General features: G+C 59.6%; 23 protein-coding genes and 1 pseudogene. 9 read left to right on the forward strand and 15 right to left on the reverse strand.

The annotated features are described in order from the left end of the window. Positions 1-2: 2 nt before the first annotated feature. From FW764_RS19880 to FW764_RS19890, 3 genes are read right to left on the reverse strand one after another with little or no spacing between them, the layout of a single operon-like run. Positions 3-1,259, reverse strand: coding sequence for a dihydrolipoamide acetyltransferase family protein (locus tag FW764_RS19880; protein ID WP_446435322.1), 1,257 nt, complete (start codon positions 1,257-1,259; stop codon positions 3-5). After that, positions 1,260-2,318, reverse strand: a complete 1,059-nt coding sequence (locus tag FW764_RS19885; RefSeq protein ID WP_446435323.1) for an alpha-ketoacid dehydrogenase subunit beta — start codon at positions 2,316-2,318, stop codon at positions 1,260-1,262. 2 nt (positions 2,319-2,320) lie between these two features. After that, positions 2,321-3,556, reverse strand: coding sequence for a thiamine pyrophosphate-dependent enzyme (locus FW764_RS19890; RefSeq protein WP_446435324.1), 1,236 nt, complete (start codon positions 3,554-3,556; stop codon positions 2,321-2,323). A 194-nt stretch (positions 3,557-3,750) separates the two neighbouring features. Here FW764_RS19890 and bkdR point away from each other — a divergent pair, with 194 nt between their 5' ends. From bkdR to FW764_RS19905, 3 genes are all read left to right on the forward strand, one after another. Next, positions 3,751-4,233: a Bkd operon transcriptional regulator BkdR gene (gene bkdR, locus FW764_RS19895; RefSeq protein ID WP_446435325.1), complete on the forward strand. Its 483-nt coding sequence runs from the start codon at positions 3,751-3,753 to the stop codon at positions 4,231-4,233. Positions 4,234-4,365: 132 nt separating this feature from the next. After that, positions 4,366-4,593, forward strand: a complete 228-nt coding sequence (locus FW764_RS19900; RefSeq protein WP_446435326.1) for a hypothetical protein — start codon at positions 4,366-4,368, stop codon at positions 4,591-4,593. 391 nt (positions 4,594-4,984) lie between these two features. Further along, positions 4,985-6,199, forward strand: coding sequence for an HD-GYP domain-containing protein (locus FW764_RS19905; protein ID WP_446435327.1), 1,215 nt, complete (start codon positions 4,985-4,987; stop codon positions 6,197-6,199). 5 nt (positions 6,200-6,204) lie between these two features. Here FW764_RS19905 and FW764_RS19910 read toward each other — a convergent pair whose 3' ends face one another. Next, complete coding sequence (locus FW764_RS19910; RefSeq protein WP_446435328.1) at positions 6,205-7,068, reverse strand: MBL fold metallo-hydrolase; 864 nt, start codon at positions 7,066-7,068, stop codon at positions 6,205-6,207. Between the two features lie 107 nt (positions 7,069-7,175). Here FW764_RS19910 and FW764_RS19915 point away from each other — a divergent pair, with 107 nt between their 5' ends. The 3 genes from FW764_RS19915 to FW764_RS19925 are packed head-to-tail and all read left to right on the forward strand — an operon-like array spanning position 7,176 to position 9,613. After that, positions 7,176-7,511: an ArsR/SmtB family transcription factor gene (locus FW764_RS19915; RefSeq protein ID WP_446435329.1), complete on the forward strand. Its 336-nt coding sequence runs from the start codon at positions 7,176-7,178 to the stop codon at positions 7,509-7,511. Between the two features lie 50 nt (positions 7,512-7,561). Further along, positions 7,562-8,806 carry an FAD-dependent oxidoreductase gene (locus FW764_RS19920; RefSeq protein WP_446435330.1) on the forward strand — a complete coding sequence of 415 codons (1,245 nt, stop codon included), beginning with the start codon at positions 7,562-7,564 and terminating at the stop codon, positions 8,804-8,806. Next, on the forward strand, positions 8,807-9,613 hold the full coding sequence (locus tag FW764_RS19925) for a sulfite exporter TauE/SafE family protein (RefSeq protein ID WP_446435331.1): 807 nt from the start codon (positions 8,807-8,809) through the stop codon (positions 9,611-9,613). 205 nt (positions 9,614-9,818) lie between these two features. Here the strand turns inward: FW764_RS19925 and FW764_RS19930 are convergent, their stop codons facing one another. Both FW764_RS19930 and FW764_RS19935 read right to left on the reverse strand, forming a co-directional pair. Beyond that, positions 9,819-10,151: a hypothetical protein gene (locus FW764_RS19930; protein ID WP_446435332.1), complete on the reverse strand. Its 333-nt coding sequence runs from the start codon at positions 10,149-10,151 to the stop codon at positions 9,819-9,821. 122 nt (positions 10,152-10,273) lie between these two features. Beyond that, positions 10,274-10,621: a hypothetical protein gene (locus tag FW764_RS19935; protein ID WP_446435333.1), complete on the reverse strand. Its 348-nt coding sequence runs from the start codon at positions 10,619-10,621 to the stop codon at positions 10,274-10,276. Between the two features lie 329 nt (positions 10,622-10,950). Between FW764_RS19935 and FW764_RS19940 the strand changes: the two genes are divergently transcribed. Beyond that, complete coding sequence (locus tag FW764_RS19940; protein WP_446435334.1) at positions 10,951-12,597, forward strand: MFS transporter; 1,647 nt, start codon at positions 10,951-10,953, stop codon at positions 12,595-12,597. Then, positions 12,594-13,748 (forward strand): HlyD family secretion protein, encoded by a 1,155-nt coding sequence (locus FW764_RS19945; RefSeq protein ID WP_446435335.1) that lies wholly within the window; start codon positions 12,594-12,596, stop codon positions 13,746-13,748. The genes FW764_RS19940 and FW764_RS19945 overlap by 4 nt, the downstream gene beginning before the upstream one ends. 72 nt (positions 13,749-13,820) lie before the next feature. On the opposite strand, the pseudogene FW764_RS19950 reads toward FW764_RS19945, so the two are convergent. From FW764_RS19950 to FW764_RS19980, 7 genes and pseudogenes are all read right to left on the reverse strand, one after another. Next, positions 13,821-14,039: pseudogene (locus tag FW764_RS19950) on the reverse strand (aldose 1-epimerase); the annotation flags it as partial. 10 nt (positions 14,040-14,049) lie between these two features. Further along, on the reverse strand, positions 14,050-14,925 hold the full coding sequence (locus FW764_RS19955; protein ID WP_446435336.1) for an SMP-30/gluconolactonase/LRE family protein: 876 nt from the start codon (positions 14,923-14,925) through the stop codon (positions 14,050-14,052). A gap of 30 nt (positions 14,926-14,955) precedes the next feature. After that, on the reverse strand, positions 14,956-15,780 hold the full coding sequence (locus FW764_RS19960) for an NAD-dependent epimerase/dehydratase family protein (protein ID WP_446435337.1): 825 nt from the start codon (positions 15,778-15,780) through the stop codon (positions 14,956-14,958). Positions 15,781-15,916: 136 nt separating this feature from the next. Continuing rightward, positions 15,917-16,774 carry a copper homeostasis membrane protein CopD gene (gene copD / locus FW764_RS19965; protein WP_446435338.1) on the reverse strand — a complete coding sequence of 286 codons (858 nt, stop codon included), beginning with the start codon at positions 16,772-16,774 and terminating at the stop codon, positions 15,917-15,919. Between the two features lie 3 nt (positions 16,775-16,777). Beyond that, positions 16,778-17,143 carry a copper homeostasis periplasmic binding protein CopC gene (gene copC / locus FW764_RS19970; protein ID WP_446435339.1) on the reverse strand — a complete coding sequence of 122 codons (366 nt, stop codon included), beginning with the start codon at positions 17,141-17,143 and terminating at the stop codon, positions 16,778-16,780. A gap of 18 nt (positions 17,144-17,161) precedes the next feature. Continuing rightward, positions 17,162-17,605 (reverse strand): GNAT family N-acetyltransferase, encoded by a 444-nt coding sequence (locus tag FW764_RS19975; protein WP_446435340.1) that lies wholly within the window; start codon positions 17,603-17,605, stop codon positions 17,162-17,164. An 87-nt stretch (positions 17,606-17,692) separates the two neighbouring features. After that, entirely contained in the window at positions 17,693-18,541 is an 849-nt protein-coding gene (locus FW764_RS19980; protein WP_446435341.1) for a diguanylate cyclase domain-containing protein, read from the reverse strand. Between the two features lie 372 nt (positions 18,542-18,913). On the opposite strand from FW764_RS19980, the gene FW764_RS19985 reads away from it, so the two are divergent. After that, positions 18,914-19,534, forward strand: coding sequence for a TetR family transcriptional regulator C-terminal domain-containing protein (locus FW764_RS19985; protein ID WP_446435342.1), 621 nt, complete (start codon positions 18,914-18,916; stop codon positions 19,532-19,534). Positions 19,535-19,652: 118 nt separating this feature from the next. Here the strand turns inward: FW764_RS19985 and preA are convergent, their stop codons facing one another. Then, complete coding sequence (gene preA, locus FW764_RS19990; RefSeq protein WP_446435343.1) at positions 19,653-20,927, reverse strand: NAD-dependent dihydropyrimidine dehydrogenase subunit PreA; 1,275 nt, start codon at positions 20,925-20,927, stop codon at positions 19,653-19,655. Continuing rightward, entirely contained in the window at positions 20,927-22,294 is a 1,368-nt protein-coding gene (locus FW764_RS19995; RefSeq protein ID WP_446435344.1) for an NAD(P)-dependent oxidoreductase, read from the reverse strand. The genes preA and FW764_RS19995 overlap by 1 nt, the downstream gene beginning before the upstream one ends. Between the last annotated feature and the right edge of the window lie 12 nt (positions 22,295-22,306).

The raw sequence follows: 22,306 nt of genomic DNA on the forward strand, positions 1-22,306 counted from the left end.
CCTTACTCCAAAAACAGGCTGGCGGGTTGTTCGAGCAGGCCGCGAATGGCCTGGATGAATTGCGCCGCGTCCATGCCATCGACCACGCGGTGATCGAACGAGCTGGAGAGGTTCATCATCTTGCGGATCACGATCTGGCCCTTGATCACCATCGGCCGCTCAACAATGCGGTTGACGCCGACGATGGCCACTTCCGGCAGATTGAGCACCGGCGTGCTGACGATGCCGCCCAACGCGCCGAGGCTGGTCAAGGTGATGGTCGAGCCCGACAGCTCATCGCGGCTGGCCTTGCCATTGCGAGCGGCGCTGGCCAAACGCGCGATTTCCTCGGCATTGCCCCACAGGCTGCGGGCTTCGGCATGGCGCACCACCGGCACCATCAGGCCCACGTCGCTCTGGGTGGCGACGCCCACATGCACCGCGCCGAGACGGGTGATGACCTGGGCTTCGTCGTCATAGCGTGCGTTGATTTGCGGGAAGTCGCGCAACGCTACGACTATGGCGCGCACGATAAACGGCAGCAGCGTCAGCTTGCCGCGTGTGGCGCCGTGTTTCTCATTAAGGTGCACGCGCAACTCGTCGAGGGCGGTGACGTCGATTTCTTCCACATAGCTGAAGTGCGCGGCGCGCCGAGTAGCGTCTTGCATGCGCTGGGCGATCTTGCGGCGCATGCCAATCACCGGGATCTGTTCTTCATCGTTGCGTTCGGCGTAGGGGTTGGCAGCGGTTTTAGTTTGCGCCGGACTCTGGAGCAAGAAAGCCTCCAAATCTTCGTGCAGAATCCGGCCCGCCGGACCAGAACCCTGCACCAGGCGTAGCTGGATGCCAGCATCCAGCGCGTGTTTGCGCACGGCCGGGGACGCCAGTGGGCGCTCGTCGGCGTCACGCGCCACAGGCGCCTGAGCCTTCGTGACAACCGGCGCAGGCTTGCTTTCAACCTGCGCCGGTTTGGCTTCAACCGCGGGGGCTGGCTTCACAGGCTCAGCCACTGGCGGTGCATCTTTGGCGTTACCGGCGCCTTCTACTTCAATGCTGATCAAAATACTGCCCACGGCCATGACTTCACCCGGCTCGCCGCCGAGGGAGATCACTTTGCCGTGCACCGGCGAGGGAATGTCCACCATCGCCTTGTCGGTCATCACATCCGCCAGCACCTGGTCTTCAACCACCAGGTCGCCGACCTTCACGTGCCATACCGACAGTTCAACTTCTGCGATGCCTTCGCCAATGTCCGGCATCTTGATAACGTGCGTGCCCATTCAGACCTCCATAACCCGTTTCAACGCCGCGCCCACGCGGGACGGCCCTGGGAAATACGCCCACTCCTGCGCGTGCGGGTAGGGGGTGTCCCAACCGGTGACGCGTTCGATCGGCGCTTCCAGGTGATGGAAACAATGCTCTTGCACCAGTGCTACCAACTCGGCGCCAAAGCCGCAGGTGCGGGTGGCTTCGTGCACCACCACGCAACGGCCGGTTTTTTTCACCGACGTGACGATGGTTTCCAGGTCCAGCGGCCAGAGGCTGCGCAGGTCGATGACTTCGGCGTCGATGCCGGTTTCTTCGGCGGCCACTTGCGACACATACACCGTAGTGCCGTAGGTCAGCACGGTGACGGCTGAGCCCGGGCGCACGATGGCGGCCACGTCCAGCGGCACGGTGTAGTAACCGTCCGGCACTTGCGCTTGCGGGTGTTTCGACCACGGGGTTACTGGGCGGTCGTGGTGCCCATCAAACGGGCCGTTGTACAGGCGCTTGGGCTCGAGGAAGATCACCGGGTCATCGTTTTCAATCGAGGCGATCAGCAAACCCTTGGCGTCATACGGGTTGGACGGCATCACCGTGCGCAGGCCGCAGACCTGGGTGAACACTGCTTCGATACTCTGGCTGTGGGTCTGGCCGCCATAGATACCGCCGCCGCAGGGCATGCGCATGGTCAGCGGCGCAGTGAACTGCCCGGCTGAGCGATAACGCAGGCGCGCCGCTTCGGAAATGATCTGGTCAGTGGCCGGGTACACATAGTCGGCGAACTGAATTTCCGCCACCGGGCGCAAGCCGTAAGCGCCCATGCCCACCGCCACGCCGACGATGCCGCTTTCCGAGATCGGTGCGTCAAACACTCGCGAGCTGCCGTACTTGCTCTGCAGCCCTTCGGTGCAACGGAACACGCCGCCGAAGTAGCCGACGTCTTGGCCGAACACCACCACGTTATCGTCACGCTCAAGCATCACATCCATGGCCGAGCGCAGGGCCTGGATCATGGTCATGGTGGTGGTGGTCATGGCGGTTTCCAGTTCAATACTGTTGTTGTGATCGTTCATGGTCAGATCCCCAACGCTTGACGCTGGCGCTTCAAGTGCTCCGGCATCTCTTTATAGACGTCTTCGAACATGGTCGCGGCGCTTGGAATCTGGCCGCCAGCAAGGGTGCCGTACTGTTCGGCTTGTTTTTGCGCCGCAATCACTTCGGCTTCAAGTTCGGCACTGACCGCCGCGTGTTCCTCTTCGGACCACTGGCCAATCTTGATCAAGTGCTGCTTGAGGCGGGCAATCGGGTCGCCGAGCGGGAAGTGGCTCCAGTCATCGGCGGGGCGGTATTTGGACGGGTCATCGGAAGTAGAATGCGGACCGGCGCGGTAGGTGACCCACTCGATCAACGTTGGCCCCAGGTTGCGGCGCGCACGCTCGGCAGCCCAGGCGGAGGCGGCGTACACCGCGATAAAGTCGTTGCCGTCCACACGCAGGGAGGCAATCCCGCAACCGACGCCGCGTCCGGCGAAGGTGGTGGCTTCACCGCCGGCGATGGCCTGGAAGGTGGAGATGGCCCACTGGTTGTTGACCACGTTGAGAATCACCGGCGCACGGTATACATGAGCGAAGGTGAGGGCGGTGTGGAAGTCGGATTCAGCGGTGGCACCGTCGCCGATCCAGGCCGAGGCAATCTTGGTATCACCTTTGATCGCCGAGGCCATGCCCCAGCCCACACCCTGTACGAACTGGGTGGCGAGGTTGCCGGAAATGGTGAAGAAACCGGCGTCTTTGACCGAGTACATGATCGGCAGTTGGCGACCCTTGAGCGGGTCGCGCTCGTTGGACAGCAGTTGGCAGATCAGGTCTACCAGTGGCACTTCCCGGGCCATCAGGATGCTTTGCTGACGATAGGTGGGGAAGCACATGTCGTCGATGTTCAAGGCCAGGGCCTGGGCGCTGCCAATGGCTTCCTCGCCAAGGCTTTGCATGTAGAACGACATTTTTTTCTGACGCTGGGCGACCACCATGCGGTTGTCGAAGATGCGCGTCTTGAGCATGGCGCGCATGCCCTTGCGCAGGATCTCGACGGGTACGCCTTCGCCCCACGGGCCAAGGGCCTGGCCCTGGTCGTCAAGTACGCGAATCAGACCTTTTGCCAAGTCGGCGGTGTCGGCGGGTTCTACATCGATGGCGGGTTTGCGCACCAGGCCGGCGTCGGTCAGACGCAGGTAGGTAAAGTCGGTCTTGCAGCCTGGGCGGCCCGAGGGTTCGGGAACGTGCAGGCGCAATGGTGCATATAGCTGATTCATGGCTTTCTACGCTCGATCTTGTGAATTCTTGTAGTGGGCGCGCTAGCTGACAGTCAGTCTCCGGGTAGGAGAAATCCTGTCCTACAAACATCATAGGCGTGGCGTAGAAGAATATTTATCTCTGTTTCGTTGCGCTCGCGACCATTTGAGGATAAAAAAACTGCATAAACATAATAAGCAGGTGATTTTGTCTCATGCGCAAACTGGACCGTACCGATATCGGCATTCTCAACGCACTTCAGGAGAACGCCCGCATCACCAACGCCGACCTGGCCCGCTCGGTCAACTTGTCCCCGACGCCATGCTTCAACCGGGTCAAGGCGATGGAGGAGTTGGGCCTGATACGTGACCAAGTCACGCTGCTCGATGCGGATTTGCTCGGGCTGCACGTCAACGTGTTCATCCACGTCAGCCTGGAAAAGCAGAATGAACTGGCGTTGCAGCAGTTTGAAGGCGCGATCTCGGACCGGCCAGAAGTGATGGAGTGTTACCTGATGGCTGGCGACCCGGACTACCTGATCCGCGTGCTGGTGCCGACCATCCAGTCGCTGGAGCGCTTTATGATGGATTTTCTGACCAAGGTACCGGGCGTCGCCAATATCCGCTCCAGTTTTGCCCTCAAACAAGTGCGTTACAAGACGGCGCTACCCCTGCCAGCCGGTGGTTTGATGGTCTGAACGGCGCAAGACGGCAGCGCAGCGAGGCGCTGCCTCAGCGCTATACAGTGACGCGTGTAAATATAACGTGGACTTTTATCTGAGTCGCTCCTTGTACCTGCTAAGCTCCATTTTTAAAGGGCGGGATACGTCATGGATACTCAGCAATTAATATGCCGCGCGCTCTACGACTTTAATCTAACTCAGCTTTCTATCGCCGCAGCGCTTGAGGACATGGCCGCGCTGATCGAGAATCTAAGTAACCTGTCGCCGCAAGTAAGCACCTCTTTGAAACGCCACCTGGAGTCGGTTGGGCGAAACTGTGACCGGTCTTGTAATGCGATGTATTCGCTGCTCAACGATAAGGCTGAAGCCGACTAACCCTATAGCGTTTGTAAGGTTGGGCGGCTGTTGTTTATAAGCTAACTAACATAACCGTTCGGCGGCTAGTTGCTCTAGTAATAAAAGTCATGTGAAGAATCACGTATTTTTCACGCGCGACTGTGTACGATGATGGCTATGAGCCATTTAACTAAGTTGTTTACGAAAAGAGGCGAGCGGGTGTGTCCGTGAGATCCTTTAAGTTAAACTTTATTACTGTTCTTTGTTTGGGCGTTGAGTGCAGGCTGCTATCAATCCAAGGGGGGATGACACGGGGAAAAGTCGAAATTGCCTATGCGTCGACTGTCGAAATTGACACCCACTGGCTGCCGAGTATTCGTTTGGACCGTTTTTCGATAGCGCTGAACCTGCGCCCCGTGAGGCATGGCCTATGTTGAAACGCATTGCTGCGTCGCAAGTGACCTTGGGCATGTACATCCATAAGCTCGAGGGCGCCTGGATTGAACATGGTTTTTGGAAAAGCCACTTTCTCTTGAACCGCGCTGAGGATCTGCGGCGCCTGCGCGATTCGTCGGTCCAAGGCGTATGGATTGACACACTCAAAGGCTGCGACTTAGCGCCTATTGCCCCGGCCGCGTTGAAGTCGTCTCCGGTGGTGGTCAAGCCCCGAGCGGTACTGGTCCGTCACGAGATGAAGGCGGAGGTGGCCCGAGCGGTAAAGTTATGTGGGGTTGCCAAGCGCGCAGTGATCGAAATGTTTGGGGAGTTGCGCATGGGCAGGGCGGTTGACCCCGCCCACGTCACCGAGCTGGTAGAGGACATTTCTCAATCGCTGCTGCGTCATCCTCACGCCTTCATCAGCCTGGCCCGCTTGAAGACCGCCGATGAATACACCTACATGCACTCGGTGGCCGTGTGTGGGTTGATGATTGCTATGGCACGCCAGCTGGATCTGGCGCCCGCCATGATCCAGGAGGCCGGGCTGGCAGGGCTGTTCCACGATGTTGGCAAGATGGCGGTTCCCGAAGCGATCCTGAGTAAGCCCGGCACGTTGACCGCGCTTGAGTTCGCCTCGGTGCGTCTGCACCCGGCACAGGGCGCGGACATGCTTCGCCAATGCCCGCACATCAGCGCATTGGTGCTCGATGTGTGCTTGCACCACCATGAAAAATGCGATGGCAGCGGTTACCCCCACGGCCTGGTGCAAGACCAGATCAGCTTGTTTGCGCAAATGGGCGCGGTGTGCGACGTGTACGACGCAATCACCTCAGAGCGCCCCTACAAGCATGCCTGGGGGCCTGACGAGGCCATACAGAAAATGGCGGAATGGAAAGGCCATTTTGACGCCCGGGTGTTTCAGGCGTTTGTGCGGTGCATGGGTATTTATCCGGTCGGAGCCTTGGTTCGACTAGAGAGTGGGCGTATCGGCGTGGTCATCGAACAAAACCCAGGTGCATTGCTGACACCGATCGTGAAGGTGTTCTTTTCCACGCGTTCCCGTTTGCCGATTACTCAGGTTGTGGTCAACTTGGTCAAGCACCCCGACAAAATTGTCGGCCGGGAAAATGCTGATGCGTGGGGCTTCAAGCACCTCGACGAATTGTGGTCAGGGCTTGCGCACGCCAAAGGGTCATATTTCGATTAGACTGCTCAAAGTTGATTGAGCGGAATTTTCAGGTAGACCACACCATTTTCCTCCGCCGGCGGCGTATTCCCCGCCCGCACATTGACCTGGATCGCCGGCAGCAGCAGTGTCGGCATTCCCAACCCGGCGTCGCGGGTGGTGCGCATCGCTACAAACGCCCCCTCATCCACCCCGTCATGCACATGAATATTCCCCGCACGCTGTTCCGCCACGGTGGTCAGGCACTTGGCCGCACGGCCCTGGGGCGGATAGTCATGGCATACGTACAGTTGGGTTTGCGCCGGGAAAGCCAGCAACTTGCGCATCGACGCATACAATTGCCGCGCATCGCCACCCGGGAAATCGCAGCGCGCCGTGCCCACGTCGGGCATGAACAAGGTGTCACCCACCAAAATAAACTGGTCGTCGATCAGGTAGGCCATATCCGCCGGGGTGTGGCCGGGCACATGCAGCGCCTGGGCTTTTAAATTGCCGATATGAAAGATCTCGTCCGGCGCAAATAAATGGTCGAACTGCGAGCCGTCCACACGAAATTCCGGCTCCAGGTTGAACAGGGTTTTGAACACCCCCTGCACCTTGCTGATCGCCTGGCCGATGGCGATCTTGCCGCCTAACGTGCGGCGCAGATAGGGCGCGGCGGACAAGTGATCAGCATGCGCGTGGGTTTCCAGCAACCATTGCACCTGTAAGCCGTGTTCGCGCACAAAGGCGATGACTTTATCAGCTTGGGCTGTATCTGTGCGCCCGGAAGCCGGGTCGTAATTGAGCACCGAGTCGACAATGGCACACGGGCCGCCGTCGGCTTCGTAGACGACGTAGGTGAAGGTCGACGATGCCTCGTCCAGAAAAGCTTGAATCAACGCTGGCATGGCGGCTGTCCCTGTTGAGGAAAAACGATGAAGAAAAAAGTCGTTACAATCAGTTTATGTTTACACATAATGTTTTGAGCTTAAGTGACAGAAAGGACCCGAAGCAAATGGAATCTACTCTGAGTGAGGGCGAAGTCGCCCAGTTGCGCGCATCGGCGTCCAAGGCGTGCTCCTTACTCAAGGCATTGGCCAACGAGGACCGACTGCTGATCCTGTGCCAGTTGACCCTGGGCGAGCGCAACGTTGGCGAGCTTGAGACCATGACCGGCGTACGCCAGCCCACGCTGTCACAACAGTTGGGCATCTTGCGTGACGAAGGGTTGGTCGCCACCCGTCGGGAAGGCAAATACATTTTCTACGGACTGGCCAGCCACGAAGTGATTCAAGTGATGAAAACCCTGTCCGGGCTGTACTGCGGCGCGGTCATAAAAAGCTGGGCGTGACGCCATCCGGCAGCGACCCTTGTGTGCAGATTTAACAAAGGCGATTGACCATGAGTGACCAACACTGTGGCCCAACCATCAGTGGCGATATCGTAGTCATCGGCGGCGGCTCGGCAGGCATCGGCCTGCTGGCCAGCCTGCTCAAGCGCGACCCGCACTTGAACATCACCCTGATCGAACCGAGCGAATACCACTGCTACCAGCCGGCCTGGACCCTGGTCGGCGGCGGCGCCTACGATGTAAAAAAGACCCGGCGCCCATTGGCCGACGTACTGCCCAATGGCGTCACCTGGGTGCAGGCCGCCGTCACCGAGCTGCTGCCTGACGAGCAAACCCTGGTGCTCGACAGCGGCCAGCGTGTCACCTGGAACAACCTGATCGTGTGCCCCGGCCTGCGCCTGGCCTGGGAGAAGGTCGAGGGCCTGCAAGAAGCCCTCGGCCAGCACGGCGTCACCTCCAACTACAGCTACGAACACGCCGCCTACACCTGGCAACTGGTGCAGCAACTCAAAAGCGGCAAAGCGATCTTTACCCAGCCGGCCATGCCGATCAAATGCGCGGGTGCGCCGCAAAAAGCCATGTACCTGTCCTGCGATCACTGGCTCAAGCAAGGCAACCTGCGCAACATCGATGTGGAGTTTGATCTTGCCGGTGCCGCGCTGTTTGGCGTGGCGACCTTTGTGCCGCCGTTGATGAAATACGTCGAGAAGTACAACGTGCGCTTGGCGTTCAATTCCAACCTGATCAGGGTTGATGGCCCGACACGCAAGGCGTGGTTTGAAGTGAAGGACGCCGAGGGCACTGTCACCGTCGAGGAAAAGTCCTTCGACCTGCTGCACGTGGTTCCACCGCAAGTCTCCCCGGACTTTATCCGCCAAAGCCCGCTGGCCGACGCCGCTGGCTGGTGCGAAGTCAACCCCCACAGCCTTCAACACCTGCGCTACCCGCACATCTTCGGCCTGGGTGACGTGTGCGGCACCACCAATGCCAAGACCGCCGCCGCCGTGCGCAAGCAAATCGTGGTGGTGGCCGACAACCTATTGGCTCTGCGCAAACAGGCGCCGCTGCCGCTCAAGTACGACGGCTACGGTTCCTGCCCGCTGACGGTGGAGAAGGGCAAGGTGGTGCTCGCCGAGTTCGGCTACGGCGGCAAACTGCTGCCGACCTTTCCACTGGACCCGACCAAAGCGCGCCGTTCGATGTGGTTCCTCAAGGCGACGTTGCTACCTTGGTTCTACTGGAACGGCATGCTTAAAGGTCGCGAGTGGCTGACACGCTTGAGCAAGGTGGATTAAATGCTGATGGCAAGTCTGTTGGGTTTATTGATGGGCCTGGTCATGGGCCTGACCGGTGCCGGCGGTGGCATCCTCGGGGTGCCGGCGTTGGTGCTGGGGTTGGGATTGACCATGACCCAGGCGGCGCCGGTGTCGTTGCTCGCCGTGGGGGCGGCAGCGGCGGTCGGCGCCATCGATGGGTTGCGCCATGGCCTGGTGCGTTATCGCGCGGCACTGTTGATCGCCTTGCTGGGTGCGCTGTTTTCGCCGTTGGGGGTGTTTGTCGCGCACCAGTTGCCGGAGAGTTTGCTGATGGGCCTGTTTAGCGCCTTGATGGTGCTGGTGGCCTGGCGCATGTTGCAGCGCGAAAAGATCGAGGCCGGGCCCAGCGACCATGGCGCCGCGTCCTGGGGCCAGAAAAACTGCATGCTCAACCAGCAGACCGGGCGCCTGGCCTGGACTGCCAAGTGCAGCGCCACATTGGCGGCGTTGGGTGCGGTGACTGGCGCGGTGTCGGGCTTGCTCGGCGTGGGCGGAGGCTTCCTGATCGTGCCGGCGTTCAAGCAACTGACCGATGTGCAGATGCGCGGCATCGTCGCCACCTCACTGATGGTGATCAGCCTGATTTCGCTGATCGGCGTGGCGGGGTCGATGCAGGCCGGTGTGAGCATCGAACCGATGGGCTGGGTGTTTGTCGGCGCGAGTATTGTCGGGATGTTGGCCGGTCGGCGCCTGTGCTCAATAATCCCCGCACGCGCCTTGCAGGTGGGCTTTGCCAGCCTGAGTGTGCTGGTGGCTGTTGGGATGATGCTCAAGGTAGTCCTTTAGAATGAAGGCGCAATCGCGTTGGATTAGTTGGCTAGTCCAATAGTCCATTTTTCCGAATCTTTTGCGCCACGGCACATTCCCCGTTTTCTTGTTGGATTGTGATCAACTGACGGGCTGAAACTTGTATTATCGAACCTGTGCGCCAGCCCTGCCAGTTGTTTGAAAGGTTAAGTTTGTCCGTAAACTCTAAGCGTCCCTGCTTACTTTATTTGGCTTTTTTAAAGACTATATCGCTGACGGTATTCGTGTTTTTAAAGTGAAGCACTCCCGCAAGGCGCGTATATGAATGGTCAGGTGCTAACAAAACACAGTTCATAGTGCCGAAGTCGAGATTGATACTGCTTTCGGTTCCTTGATCAAGTCTATGATAGCCAGACTTACCAAGGTCATTTGCCGGTCCTGCGTTCATGCCCCACTTACCTTTTATTGTCCCTGCGTCATAATCTGCAAGGCTTATAATTACTGTGAAGTAAGAGCCGTCAGCAAGTGTTTCGGAGATGTAGGCGCCTTGCAGATGTGTATCTTGTTTTACTGACATGACTCAATGACTCCTAAGTGAATGATCAACCGGTGGGCTTGTATGTGAAAGCCCGCCCACCCCAAGATGTTATTGGTTTTTCTGAATATGGCCGACGTCGAGATCATATCTCAAACCTGGCGCTAACCATTGGTCCAGTTTGTTTTGCTCTTGTTGAAAACAATTGTTCCTAGCGACTGATTGGTGACAGTGCTAATCAACTCTCCACTCAGCCTTGAGTAGCTGTAATCAGTTGCCTGCAAAACACATTTCTCAAAAATAAAATTCAGTGTCATGTCCGTGGTATGCCCGTCATCAGCTCGACGATAGCCAGATACTCCAAGGCTGTGTCCTAAGTACGCCCCTTTGCCCCATCTTCCCTGAATTGTGCCTGAATCATAGTCTGCAAAAACGATATATATCGTGTAGTAAGTACCGTTAATTGGCTCACTGAAGTAATCACCTTGGAGCGCTGGATTTTCTTTTGCCATGATCCGATCCTTTTGGTTGACCTAACAAGAAGCGGGTAAAGAAATACGCAACTTGATTGTCAGGTGTGTGTTTGCGTTAAGAGAAGGATACGAAGTTTTGCGAAGACATTAACCTGTGAGACTTGACAGTTTTTTAGCGTTATTTGAGATAAGGGTTATACCAAATTTCGCTCTAGCGGTTTCTCCGCGACTGATGAGGATGTTCTCGGCTCGGCTGCTTCAAGGTCAATTCCACTCGCACAATGTGGCAAGATGAAGACCGCTCAGGTTTACTAGTCCCTGGGTAACGGCTTCACCGGCCTTGCACGTCAGCTCATCAAGGTCACCTAATGGATAAATACACCCCCCACACCTGGCAACCCCACGAGCGGCCGAGCCTGCCTGGCTCGCCGTCGACGCCGCTGCACCCCACGCACAAGCGTTGGCTGTTCGCGCTGGTTGGCATCCTGGTGGCGATTACCGGTGGCTTAGGCAACGCATTGGTGATCGCGAACCTGCAATATTTGCAAGGCGCACTGGGTGCCACCACCGCAGAAATGGCCTGGCTGCCGGCTGCTTATGTCATGACCAACGTGTGCATGAACCTGTTGCTGGTGAAGTTTCGCCAGCAGTTCGGCCTGCGCGCGTTCACCGAGGTGTTTCTGGTGCTGTATGCGCTGGTGACCTTCGGCCATTTGTTCGTCAACGACTTGAGTTCGGCGATTGCAGTGCGGGCGGCTCACGGCATGGTGGGGGCGGCGCTGAGTTCGCTGGGCTTGTACTACATGATCCAGGCGTTCCCGGCCAAGTGGCGCTTGAAGGCGCTGGTGCTGGGCCTTGGCACTGCGCAGTTGGCGCTGCCGCTGGCGCGTCTGTTCTCCGAAGACTTGCTGCAAATTGCCGAATGGCGCGGGCTGTACTTGTTTGAGCTGGGCCTGGCGCTGATCTGCCTGGGCTGCGTGTTCCTGCTCAAATTGCCGCCGGGTGATCGTTTCAAAACCTTTGAAAAACTCGACTTCCTTACCTTCGGCATTCTCGCCACCGGCGTCGCGCTGCTGTGTGCGGTGCTGTCCCTGGGGCGTATCGACTGGTGGTTGGAAGCGCCATGGATCGGCGTAGCCTCGGCGTGTTCCCTGGTGTTGATCATGGCCGGCCTGGCCATCGAGCATAACCGTGCCAACCCATTGCTGATGACGCGTTGGCTGGGCAGTGGGGTGATGATTCGCCTGGCGCTGGCGGTGGTGCTGATTCGTATGGTGCTGTCAGAGCAGTCCACCGGCGCTGTGGGGTTCATGCAGATGTTGAACATGAGCTACCAGCAGATGCACACGCTGTACGTGGTGATGCTGGCCGGGGCGATTGCCGGGCTGGTGGTCAGTGCGCTGACGATCAACCCGGCGCACCTGCTGATGCCGCTGATCATCTCCTTGGCGTTGATGGCTACCGGCTCGGTGATGGACAGCTTCTCCAGCAACCTGACCCGCCCGGAAAACCTCTATATCAGCCAGTTCCTGCTAGGCTTTGGCGGCACCTTCTTTCTCGGCCCGACCATGGTGCTGGGCACGCGCAACGTGCTCACCAACCCGCGCAACCTGGTGAGTTTTTCGGTGATGTTCGGCATCTGTCAGAACCTCGGCGGCCTGATTGGCGCGGCGTTGCTCGGGACGTTTCAGATCGTGCGCGAGAAGTACCACTCCAGCATGATCGTCGAGCACCTGACCTTGCTCGACCCGCGTGTGGCCGCGCGGGTACAGAGCGGCGGTTCGGCGTATGGCGGGATCATCGCCGACCCGGAACTGCGCAACCTGATGGGCATTCGCAGCCTGGCCACGGCGGCCACGCGTGAGGCGAATGTGATGGCCTACAACGATGTGTTCATGCTGATTGCGATCATCGCGATCCTCACCATGCTCTGGATTTTCACCCGTAGCCTGTGGCTGATGAGCACCACCAAAGCGGCAGCCCCTCCCGTTCAACCCAGCGGCGTTACTTCATGACCGAACCGACTACCAGCACTACGACCACCACCAACGCCATCGCCTCCACTCCGGAAGGCACCACACCGCCGGGGGCCTCGGTTACCGAGCCGCGTTCGCTGCGGGTGCGCATTATCTCGTCCTTGGGCTTTGCCGCGATTGCCATCGTCGGTGTGCTGATCGTGCTGTATGCCTGGCAGTTGCCGCCGTTCAGCAGTGCGGTGGAAACCACCGAGAACGCGCTGGTGCGCGGCCAGGTGACGATTATCGGCCCGCAACTTGCCGGCTACGTGTATGAAGTGCCGGTGCAGGACTTCCAGTTCGTCAAGGCTGGCGACCTGCTGGTACGCCTCGATGATCGTATCTACAAGCAGCGCCTCGACCAGGCGCTGGCGCAACTGGCGGTGCAGAAAGCCGCGCTGGCCAATGTGGTGCAGCAACGCAACAGCGCCGAAGCCACCATCAAGCTGCGTAAGGCCGCATTGGCAGACAGCCAGGCCCAAGCGCGCAAAAGCACCGCCGACCTGCGCCGTAACGAAGAGCTGATCAGTGATGGCTCGGTGTCCAAGCGTGAGCTGGACGTGACCCGCGCCGCCAATGCACAGACCATCGCCGCCGTGGCCCAGGCCCAGGCCAACCTTGAAATCGCCCGCCAGGACCTGCAAACGGTGATCGTCAATCGAGGTTCATTGGAAGCCGCCGTGGCGAGTGCGGAGGCGGCGGTGGAGCTGGCGCGTATCGACTTGTCCAATACGCGCATCATCGCGCCACGTGACGGCCAACTGGGGCAGATCGGCGTGCGCCTCGGTGCGTACGTCAACTCCGGTGCGCAGTTGATGGCGCTGGTGCCGACGCAGCTGTGGGTGATCGCCAACATGAAAGAAACCCAGATGGATAACGTGCGGGTCGGCCAACCGGTGACCTTCACCGTGGATGCGCTGAACCACCGCAGGTTTCACGGTACGGTGCAGCACATTTCCCCGGCGACTGGCTCGGAGTTCAGCCTGTTGCAGGCGGACAACGCCACCGGTAACTTTGTGAAGATTGCCCAGCGCGTGCCGGTGCGGATTACGGTTGATCCGGATCAGGCCGAGAGTGAGCGGTTGCGGCCGGGGTTGTCGGTGGTGGTGAGTATCGACACGGCAGGGCGTCTGAAAAACTCCCCGCCCTGACACTGACACCGCAGAGGGCAAAATGTGTGCGGGCTGTATTTCAGGGTGAAGTCGAGCTGGGTTGATTGGCCTTCGTGTGCCCGGTCTGCGCGGCAAATAGGGATGCACCCCAGGCCATGCCACGCCGCCGTCTGGCTGACCACCTGCCACGCCTGTTGCCAGGCCGAACCATGAATCGGCAGAGGATCGGTGAGGCTGCCCGGTGGCGCGCACCGTCCAGTTGACGATGCTGCCACCTACAGCCGCGGCAAGTGTGAGGTGGGTGAGGCTGTCTTCGAGTTCAATCCTCACCGCGCCGCGGCTAGAGGATGAAGTGGGGTTCGGGCAGCCCTTGGACCCCGGGGTTGAGGGCGAACACGCCGCCGGACAGTGACTGTTCACTTTGTTCATCACGGATCGAGGTGACGAACAGCGTGTCCAGGCGACTACCGCCGAAAGCACACATGCTGGGTTTTTTCACCGGCACGTTGAGGGAGCGGTCGAGGCGACCGTCGGGGGTGAAGCGATGAATCAGCCCGGCGTCGTTGGCGCAGATCCAGTAACAGCCATCGGCGTCGATTGCTGCGCCATCTGGGCGGCCGGGGAGTGGATGCATATCGACGAACACCCTGCGGTTGGACGGGGTGCCGGTTTCGATGTCGTAATCGAAGGCCCAGATCTGCTGCACCAGTGGGTGTGAGTCCGAGGCATACATCGTGCGGCCGTCGGGGCTGAAGGCCAGGCCATTCAGGGTGATGAAACCGTTCAACTGGGCATGCGGCGCGGCGCCGCAAGCATAGCGATACAGCGTGCCCTCGGCGGCATTCAAACCCATGTTCAGCACCATGCTGCCGGCCCAGAAACGGCCCTGGCGATCACAACGTCCGTCGTTCAAGCGCATGTCCGCGCGTGGGTGCTCGACGCTGGCCAGGGGCGTAGTGTCGAGGCTGGCGTCGTTGTGCGGGGTGAGTTGGAAAAAACCGCTTTCCATGCCAGCGACCCAGTTGCTCGCCGTGGTGCGGGCAATGCAGGCGAGCATCTGCGGGGCTTTCCAGGCGCTGACATGGCCGGTGGTGGCGCTCCAGCGTTGCAGGCCGCCGTTGGGGATGTCCACCCAATACAGTGCGTGCTCCTCGGGCACCCACACCGGGGATTCGCCCACGGCATTGCGGGCGTCGACGATCAATTCAGCCGTCATGGTCACTCATTCCCTCGGGTGGCTGTGCACTCAGTCACCGAACGGCCCCGCGGCGCAGAACGCCCCGCCCTGATAGACCTTGGCCGGGTCATCGTCGGCGACCGGTGGCTGGGTTTCGACTTGGGCGCGGAACACTTCGGAGCTGTCCTTGGGCGCGAAACCCAGGTGCGCGGCGTAGCGGTTGTCCCACCAGGTATCGAGGTTGTCCGACATGCCGTAGACAACGGTATGGCCGACGTTCGGTGTGTATAGCGCACGCTCGAGCAGTTGGGTGAGGTCATCGAAGCTCAGCCAGGTGTGCATCATCCGGCGGTTTTGCGGTTTGTGGAACGAGGAGCCGATGCGGATGCTCACGGTCTCGATGCCGTAGCGATCGAAGTAGAAACTCGCCATGTCTTCGCCGTAGGACTTGGACAAGCCATAGTAGCTGTCCGGGCGGCGCGGCGAGTAGGCGTCGAGCTTTTCACCTTGTTTATGGAAACCGATCACATGGTTGGAGCTGGCGAAGATCACGCGCTTCACGCCATGACGGCGGGCGGCCTCGTAAATATGAAAAATACCGCAGATGTTGGCACCCAGTACTTCCTCGAAGGCGCGCTCCACCGAAACACCGCCAAAGTGCAGGATCGCGTCGACGCCTTCCACCAAGTGGTACACGGCGTGTTTATCGGCGAGATCACAAGGTTGCACTTCTTCGGATGCATCGGTCGCCGGGGCTATGCTAGCGATGTCCGAAAGGCGCAGTACGTGGGCATAAGGGCGCAGGCGTTCGCGCAGAACGTTGCCCAGGCCACCGGCGGCACCGGTGAGCAGCAGGCGGTTAAATGGAACGGGCGTCGTGGGGATGGCGGTCATGAAGGGTCCATTGTTGTTGTAGGTTATCGTATGACTTGCCGGAAGTATCGTTAGGGAATCCCCAGGTTGTCAACGTCCTTGCTGACGAGTGAGGATCAAAATGTGGGAGCGAGTTCGACTTGAGCGCGTTGTCGCTTTAGTTGGCCATGACCATCGGCGGGAGGGTGCCAAGCAGGGAAACGGCGGCGACTGCACAAACCCCCAATACCCACTCCAGCATCACACTGGCCTTCAAACTGCCCCGGCGCTCTTCGCAGCGGTCAGTACGTAACCGGTTCAGCAATGCCAGTGCCAACATGCCCAGCACCAGCAGCACTTTGATCAACAGGATCAGGGCAAAGCCGTCGAACAAGGGCGTAGGCCACAGCTGCCCGGTCAACACGCGCACATTGATCAAACCGGTCACCAGTAACCCCGTGACCAAGCCATAACCCACGCCGCTGAAGCGCTTGAGGGTTGGCTCCAGCGCATGCCGTTGTGGCTGCCTGAGGATCAACACCAGCAACAACAACCCGCCGAGCCAGGCACCGACGCACACCAGGTGCACCACTTGGTTGAGGATCAGCAATTGCCCACTCAACCCGTTGAGCATGGCGCCGTGGCCGACCGGTGCCAATGTCGCCAGCAGCAGGGCGATCAAAGGCAGGCGCAGCGCGGGCCAGGGTTTGATCAGCACGATCATCAGCAGCAGGTTCAGCAACAGATGCCAGGCCCACACCTGGCCGAAGAAGGTTTTGCCCAGCACCAACTGCACCGTGGCCGGTTGCAATGCCGCGTCCCAGCTGCCTGCCATGCTGGCGGTGGTCAATAATAGCCAGGCCAGGCCGGAGATCAGCCCCAGCCAGGTCAGCACGCGGGTGATGCGCAGCAGTTGGCGGTCCAGCGCCGGCTGCGCTTCAGCGCCCAATAGCCAGGGCCTGAACACGTAGGCCCCGAACATCAACAGCACGACGATAAAATGCAGGAAGCGGCACAGCACCAGCAGGGTCGCCATGGGTTATTGGCCGACCTTGAAGCTGTAAGTACCTTCGCTCTTGTGGGTGTCCACCGACACCGCGTGCCATTCCACTTTGTAGGTGCCGGCGGTCAGTGGTGCCGCAGGCGTGACCACTAGGGTTTTCTTGTCGGCGTCCGGGGTTTCCAGGCCTTTGACCGCGATTTCGGTGCCGTCCTTGCTCAGGGACACCTTGGTGAAGGTAGCTTCGACACCTTCGGTGAAGGTCAGGCGCAGGTCTTTCGGCACCGCGACGCTGCTGTCTGCAGCAGGTTCCGAGCTTTTGAGGTGAGCGTGGGCAAAAGCCGCCGAGGCGCCCAGCAAGGAGGCCAGTAGGGTAAACGTGGTCAGGGTTTTCTTGATCAACATTGTTCAATACCTTCAGGGTTAGAGAGTCGGTAAGGCCATGTGCAGGCAGGGAAAGGGTTTGCCTTCGCCATCCAGCGGCGAGCGCGCAACCTGGATAAAACCATAGTGCAGGTAGAAGCCCACGGCCTGCGGGTTCTGTTCGTTTACATCCACCGTCAGCGTGTCGTGACGGGCGCGGGCGTGGTCGAGCAACTGGCGGCCGATACCTTGGCCACGGCGGTCTGGGTCGATAAACAGCATTTCCACGTTGTGCCCGCCAGTACCGATAAACCCGGCGACACCATTACTGTCCTCGAACACCCAGACATCGAGTGCGGGCATGGGCAGATAGGTGTCGCGTACCAGGGGCAGTAAGCGTTGGATGTCATCTTCGGGGAGGAAGTCATGAGTGGCTCGTACCGAGCGCTCCCACAATGCGCCCAGCACTGGGTCGTCGGCGGCCACGCGAGGTCGAATAGTCATTGCAATGATCCTTCATGGGGAGTGCGATCCTAACCAATCTGTTTTTTGGTGGAAAGCTTCGCGTAAGCAGCTTCACTCAATGGCGAATTACTGCCTTTTTACTCGGTACATATCACCGTCTGCGTGGCTGAGCAGGGTATCGGCATCCTCACCATCCGCCGGATAAAATGCCACACCAATACTGCAGGAGGGCATTTTCACCGCGCCAAACTCAGCGCCCAGCGGCTCGGCCATGACCGCGAGTATCTGCGCCACTTTCGCGCAAACATCGCTTTGTTGTTGGATATCGGTCAGCAGCACCGTAAATTCATCCCCGCCCATCCGAGCCACTAAGTCGTTCTCACGCACGCAACGTTCCAGCCGCCGTGCGATCACGCAGAGCACGCGATCGCCCACGACGTGGCCATGGACATCGTTGATACCCTTAAAGTCATCGACGTCCAGAAACAACAACGCCAGCGTGCTGTTGTGACGCTGGGCGTCCTGCAGGGCTGAGTCCAACCCATCATTGAACAGTGACCGGTTAGTGAGCGCCGTCAGCGGATCATGATGGGCGAGGAAGCGTAATTCTTCCTCAGCCTGGGTGAGGGCGGTTACGTCCCTCGCAACACCGATCCGCGCTCCGACCTCTTCGGACCAGAACGCCGCCCACAGGATGTGCACGACGTCGCCATCCTTGCGGATATAACGGTTGCGGAAGTCGACATGGGGCCTGCCATTCATGACCCGTACAATCGAGGCGCGGGTGCGCGCCAGGTCCTCTGGGTGCATGTACTGGGTAATGGATGTGCCGGTCAACTCGTCGGCACGGTAACCGAGCAGCGCTTCGCAGGCATCACTCACAAAGACGATCAGGTTCTCACTGTCGACTACGAAGACCGTGTCGAGCATCAGGTGGATCAGCTTTGGATAGAGGGCGTGCAGGTCAACGGCCATAGTCAGGGGGTCCGGTTCAGATTCACCGATCATAGCGCGATCACACAGGAAGGGGCCGGGGATTGCAGCAGACTTTATAGCGGCGATGCCGGATCTGTTGATCGACGGCGCTCAGAGAAGCCTCCCTGTGCTGCGCAGTCGGGCGCTTCGGCGCGTCGCGTGCGCAGGTGATCACGACGGCGTGTGGCCTAATGCGGCGGTTCATGGTGTGATGGTGGGCTGGGAATCTGAACAATCTTCACGCGATGCCCTTACAGGGCGCTCTACCGTTCGCGGCGCACACGTTCGCGGGGAACGTGCGGAGAAAGAGCCGTTAGGGTTTGATTTATTCAAGGTTTAATGCACTTAACAGTGAGTGGGGTTCCAGCATTCATGAGCAATCACAAGATCGGCATTCGTCGGGTCAACGTCGAAAAAATCCTGCTGGCGGCGGAGAAAATCTTCGCTGAAAAAGGCTACGGCAGCACTGCCATGGCCGACATCGCTGAAGAAGTGCAACTGCCGCGCTCCAACCTGCATTACTACTTCACCACCAAAAACGAGCTGTACAGCGCGGTGCTGTTCGACCTGCTGGAGCTGTGGAAGCAGGATGCCCTGAGTTTTGAAACCTTCGATGACCCACGGGTGGTGCTCAGCAGCTACATCCGCGCCAAGATGCAGCGCTCGCGTACGCGGCCGTATGGCTCGAAAGTCTGGGCCAATGAAATCATCCACGGCGCGCCGACTCTCGGTGAGGCGCTGGATGAAAGCCTGTACGACTGGGCCAAGATGAAGGAAGCGAAAATTCGCCAGTGGGTGGAGGACAAACGCATCTTGCCGGTGGAGCCGTCGAGTCTGCTGTACATGATCTGGGCGTCGACTCAGCACTATGCGGACTTTGATCACCAGGTGAAAATTTTGAATGATCACCAGCCGTTGTCGGATATGCAGTTTGAGAAAGCGATCCAGACGGTGACCGGGGTGATTCTGCGGGGGATTGGGTTGGAGCCTTAAGAGGTGTGGTGAGGCTTAGGGCCCCTTCGCGAGCAAGCCCGCTCCCACAGTTGACCGCGTTTTGTCTGAAGCAAATGCAGTCGAATGTGGGGCTTGCTCGCGAAGGCCGTTCAAGAAGCTAAACCGCCTCCCGGTAAGGATTACGCGGGTCCTGCGTCCAATTCAAAAACGGTTTACCCGTCTCTATCGGCACCATCTCAATGCAATCGGCCACCGGGCAGGTGATCTGGCACAAATTGCAGCCCACGCACTCATCGTCAATCACTTCGTATTTGTGCGTGCCATCCGCCTGTTTCAAGCTGGCGATGGCCTGGTGCGACGTGTCCTCACAGGCAATATGGCAACGTCCGCAGCCAATACATGCGGCCTGATCAATCTTGGCGATCACCTGATAGTTGATGTCCAGGTACTTCCAGTCCGTGGTATTGCCCACTGCCCGCCCGGAAAATCCCTGCAAGCTTTCGTAGCCTTGGCTGTCCATCCACCGCGACAGACCATCCTTCATCTCTTCCACAATTCGAAACCCATGCAGCATCGCCGCCGTGCACACCTGCACTGCGCCGCAGCCCAGCGCGACGAATTCCGCCGCGTCGCGCCAGTTGCCGATACCGCCAATCCCGCAGATGGGCAGGCCCTGGGTCTGTGGGTCGCGAGCGATTTCCGCGACCATGTTCAAGGCGATCGGCTTCACCGCTGAGCCGCAATAACCGCCATGGGTACTTTGGGTGCCGACTATCGGTAGGGCGACCATGCGCTCCAGGTCCACACTGGTGATGGAGTTGATGGTGTTAATCAGCGACACCGCATCCGCGCCACCGCGATACGCCGCGCGCGCCGCCACGCGGATATCGGTGATGTTTGGCGTGAGCTTGACGATCACCGGCAGCGAGCAATACGTCTTGCACCAGCGCGTCACCTGTTCCACGTACTCGGGCACTTGGCCAACCGCCGCACCCATCCCCCGCTCGGGCATGCCGTGGGGGCAACCGAAGTTCAGCTCGATGCCGTCGCAGCCGGTGGCCTCCACCAGCGGCAGGATGGTTTTCCAGGATTCTTCAACACACGGCACCATCAGCGACACAATCAGCGCGCGGTCGGGCCAGTCTTTTTTCACTTGGGTGATTTCGCGCAGGTTGATCTCCAGGGAGCGGTCGGTGATCAACTCGATATTATTGATGCCCTGCACTTCACGGTTGGCGCCGTAGTGCGCCGAGTAGCGTGACGACACGTTGACCGCCGCCGGGTCTTCACCGAGGGTTTTCCACACCACGCCGCCCCAGCCGGCTTCGAACGCGCGCACCACGTTGTAAGCCTTGTCGGTAGGCGGGGCTGAGGCCAGCCAGAATGGGTTGGGGGCTTTGATACCGGCGAACACAATCGAGAGATCGGCCATTACGCAGCCTCCACATTCAGCATGAGTTGGGCGTGCATGGCTTCGGCGGCCAGCTTGCCGTGTTGCACCGCCTGCACGGTGAGGTCCTGGCCGAGGCTGACGCAATCGCCGCCGGCGTAGATGCCTGGGATGCTGGTTTGCAGGTGTTCATCGACGAAGATGCGTTCGCCCACGCGGTGCAGTTGTTGAGCCAGTGGGTCATGCAAGGCCTCGTTATCGAAACCTTGGCCGATGGCCTTGAAAATCGCATCGGCGGCCAGCTCGAAGGTCTCACCGGTGGGGTGCAGGCGGCCGTTTTCCATGCGTGTGCGGGCAAAGCGCATGCCGCGCACATAGCCTTGATCATCCAGCAATACTTCTTCGGGTTGGGCCCAGGTTAATAGGCGCACCTGATTGGCTTTGGCAATGTCCTGTTCATGCTGGGTGGCGCCCATGTCGGCAAGGCCGCGGCGATACACCAGGTTCACGTCGCGCGCGCCGAGACGAGCCATTTGCACGGCCATGTCGATGGCGGTATTGCCCGCGCCGAGCACGATACAGCGGTCGGCCAGAGGCAGTTGCGAGAGGTCATCGGCCTGGCGCAATTCGCGAATATAGTCGGTGGCGGCGAGCAGGCCAGGGGCGTCCTCGTGGGGCAAGCCGAGCTGTTTGCTGGCGGCGAGGCCCAGGCCGAGGAACACCGAATCGAATTGCTGGTGCAGTTCGCTCAAGGTGAGGTTGTCGCCCAGGCGCTGACCGTGGCGGATCTCGATGCCGCCGATCTGCAAGAGGAACTCCAGCTCCTTCTGGGCGAAGTCATCGACCAGTTTGTATTTGGCGATCCCGTATTCATTCAGGCCACCGGCCTTCTGCCGGGCTTCGAACATCACCACTTCGTGACCGTGCAAAGCGGCACGATGGGCGCAGGCCAAACCCGCTGGCCCGGCGCCGACCACGGCGATGCGTTTGCCGGTCGGCGCAGCGCGTTGGAACGGGTGTTCGCTGAAGTGCGCATTGTCGATGGCGTAACGTTGCAGCAGGCCGATCAAGACCGGCGCGCATTCTTCGGCGTTGTTGCGCACGCAGGCTTGCTGGCACAGGATTTCGGTGGGGCAAACACGTGCGCAACTGCCGCCGAGGATATTGGCCGAGAGGATTTTCTGCGCCGCGCCTTGTACGTTCTCGGTGTGGATATTGCGGATGAACGACGGGATATCGATCTCGCTGGGGCACGCATTCACGCACGGCGCGTCGTAGCAATACAGGCAGCGCGAGGCTTCCAGTTGCGCCTGGCGGGCGTTGAGCGGCGGCGCCAGGTCGGTGAAATGGCTGGCAAGTGTCGGCCCATCTTCATGGGGATGGGGGAGGTGGGTCAGGGTCTGGATCACGGTTTTGGCCTC

The sequence above is a fragment of the Pseudomonas sp. 1152_12 genome (assembly GCF_052850675.1).

What these genes read in the sequence shown, in the direction of transcription:
- FW764_RS19885 (WP_446435323.1), bottom strand. Translation starts at nt 2,318, where the DNA reads ATGAACGATCACAACAACAGTATTGAACTGGAAACCGCCATGACCACC.
- FW764_RS19975 (WP_446435340.1), bottom strand. Translation starts at nt 17,605, where the DNA reads ATGACTATTCGACCTCGCGTGGCCGCCGACGACCCAGTGCTGGGCGCA.
- preA (WP_446435343.1), bottom strand. Translation starts at nt 20,927, where the DNA reads ATGGCCGATCTCTCGATTGTGTTCGCCGGTATCAAAGCCCCCAACCCA.
- FW764_RS19955 (WP_446435336.1), bottom strand. Translation starts at nt 14,925, where the DNA reads ATGACGGCTGAATTGATCGTCGACGCCCGCAATGCCGTGGGCGAATCC.
- FW764_RS19890 (WP_446435324.1), bottom strand. Translation starts at nt 3,556, where the DNA reads ATGAATCAGCTATATGCACCATTGCGCCTGCACGTTCCCGAACCCTCG.
- FW764_RS19920 (WP_446435330.1), top strand. Translation starts at nt 7,562, where the DNA reads ATGAGTGACCAACACTGTGGCCCAACCATCAGTGGCGATATCGTAGTC.
- FW764_RS19980 (WP_446435341.1), bottom strand. Translation starts at nt 18,541, where the DNA reads ATGGCCGTTGACCTGCACGCCCTCTATCCAAAGCTGATCCACCTGATG.
- FW764_RS19940 (WP_446435334.1), top strand. Translation starts at nt 10,951, where the DNA reads ATGGATAAATACACCCCCCACACCTGGCAACCCCACGAGCGGCCGAGC.
- FW764_RS19935 (WP_446435333.1), bottom strand. Translation starts at nt 10,621, where the DNA reads ATGGCAAAAGAAAATCCAGCGCTCCAAGGTGATTACTTCAGTGAGCCA.
- bkdR (WP_446435325.1), top strand. Translation starts at nt 3,751, where the DNA reads ATGCGCAAACTGGACCGTACCGATATCGGCATTCTCAACGCACTTCAG.
- FW764_RS19960 (WP_446435337.1), bottom strand. Translation starts at nt 15,780, where the DNA reads ATGACCGCCATCCCCACGACGCCCGTTCCATTTAACCGCCTGCTGCTC.
- FW764_RS19900 (WP_446435326.1), top strand. Translation starts at nt 4,366, where the DNA reads ATGGATACTCAGCAATTAATATGCCGCGCGCTCTACGACTTTAATCTA.
- FW764_RS19930 (WP_446435332.1), bottom strand. Translation starts at nt 10,151, where the DNA reads ATGTCAGTAAAACAAGATACACATCTGCAAGGCGCCTACATCTCCGAA.
- FW764_RS19880 (WP_446435322.1), bottom strand. Translation starts at nt 1,259, where the DNA reads ATGGGCACGCACGTTATCAAGATGCCGGACATTGGCGAAGGCATCGCA.
- FW764_RS19905 (WP_446435327.1), top strand. Translation starts at nt 4,985, where the DNA reads ATGTTGAAACGCATTGCTGCGTCGCAAGTGACCTTGGGCATGTACATC.
- FW764_RS19925 (WP_446435331.1), top strand. Translation starts at nt 8,807, where the DNA reads ATGCTGATGGCAAGTCTGTTGGGTTTATTGATGGGCCTGGTCATGGGC.
- copD (WP_446435338.1), bottom strand. Translation starts at nt 16,774, where the DNA reads ATGGCGACCCTGCTGGTGCTGTGCCGCTTCCTGCATTTTATCGTCGTG.
- FW764_RS19985 (WP_446435342.1), top strand. Translation starts at nt 18,914, where the DNA reads ATGAGCAATCACAAGATCGGCATTCGTCGGGTCAACGTCGAAAAAATC.
- FW764_RS19915 (WP_446435329.1), top strand. Translation starts at nt 7,176, where the DNA reads ATGGAATCTACTCTGAGTGAGGGCGAAGTCGCCCAGTTGCGCGCATCG.
- FW764_RS19910 (WP_446435328.1), bottom strand. Translation starts at nt 7,068, where the DNA reads ATGCCAGCGTTGATTCAAGCTTTTCTGGACGAGGCATCGTCGACCTTC.
- copC (WP_446435339.1), bottom strand. Translation starts at nt 17,143, where the DNA reads ATGTTGATCAAGAAAACCCTGACCACGTTTACCCTACTGGCCTCCTTG.
- FW764_RS19945 (WP_446435335.1), top strand. Translation starts at nt 12,594, where the DNA reads ATGACCGAACCGACTACCAGCACTACGACCACCACCAACGCCATCGCC.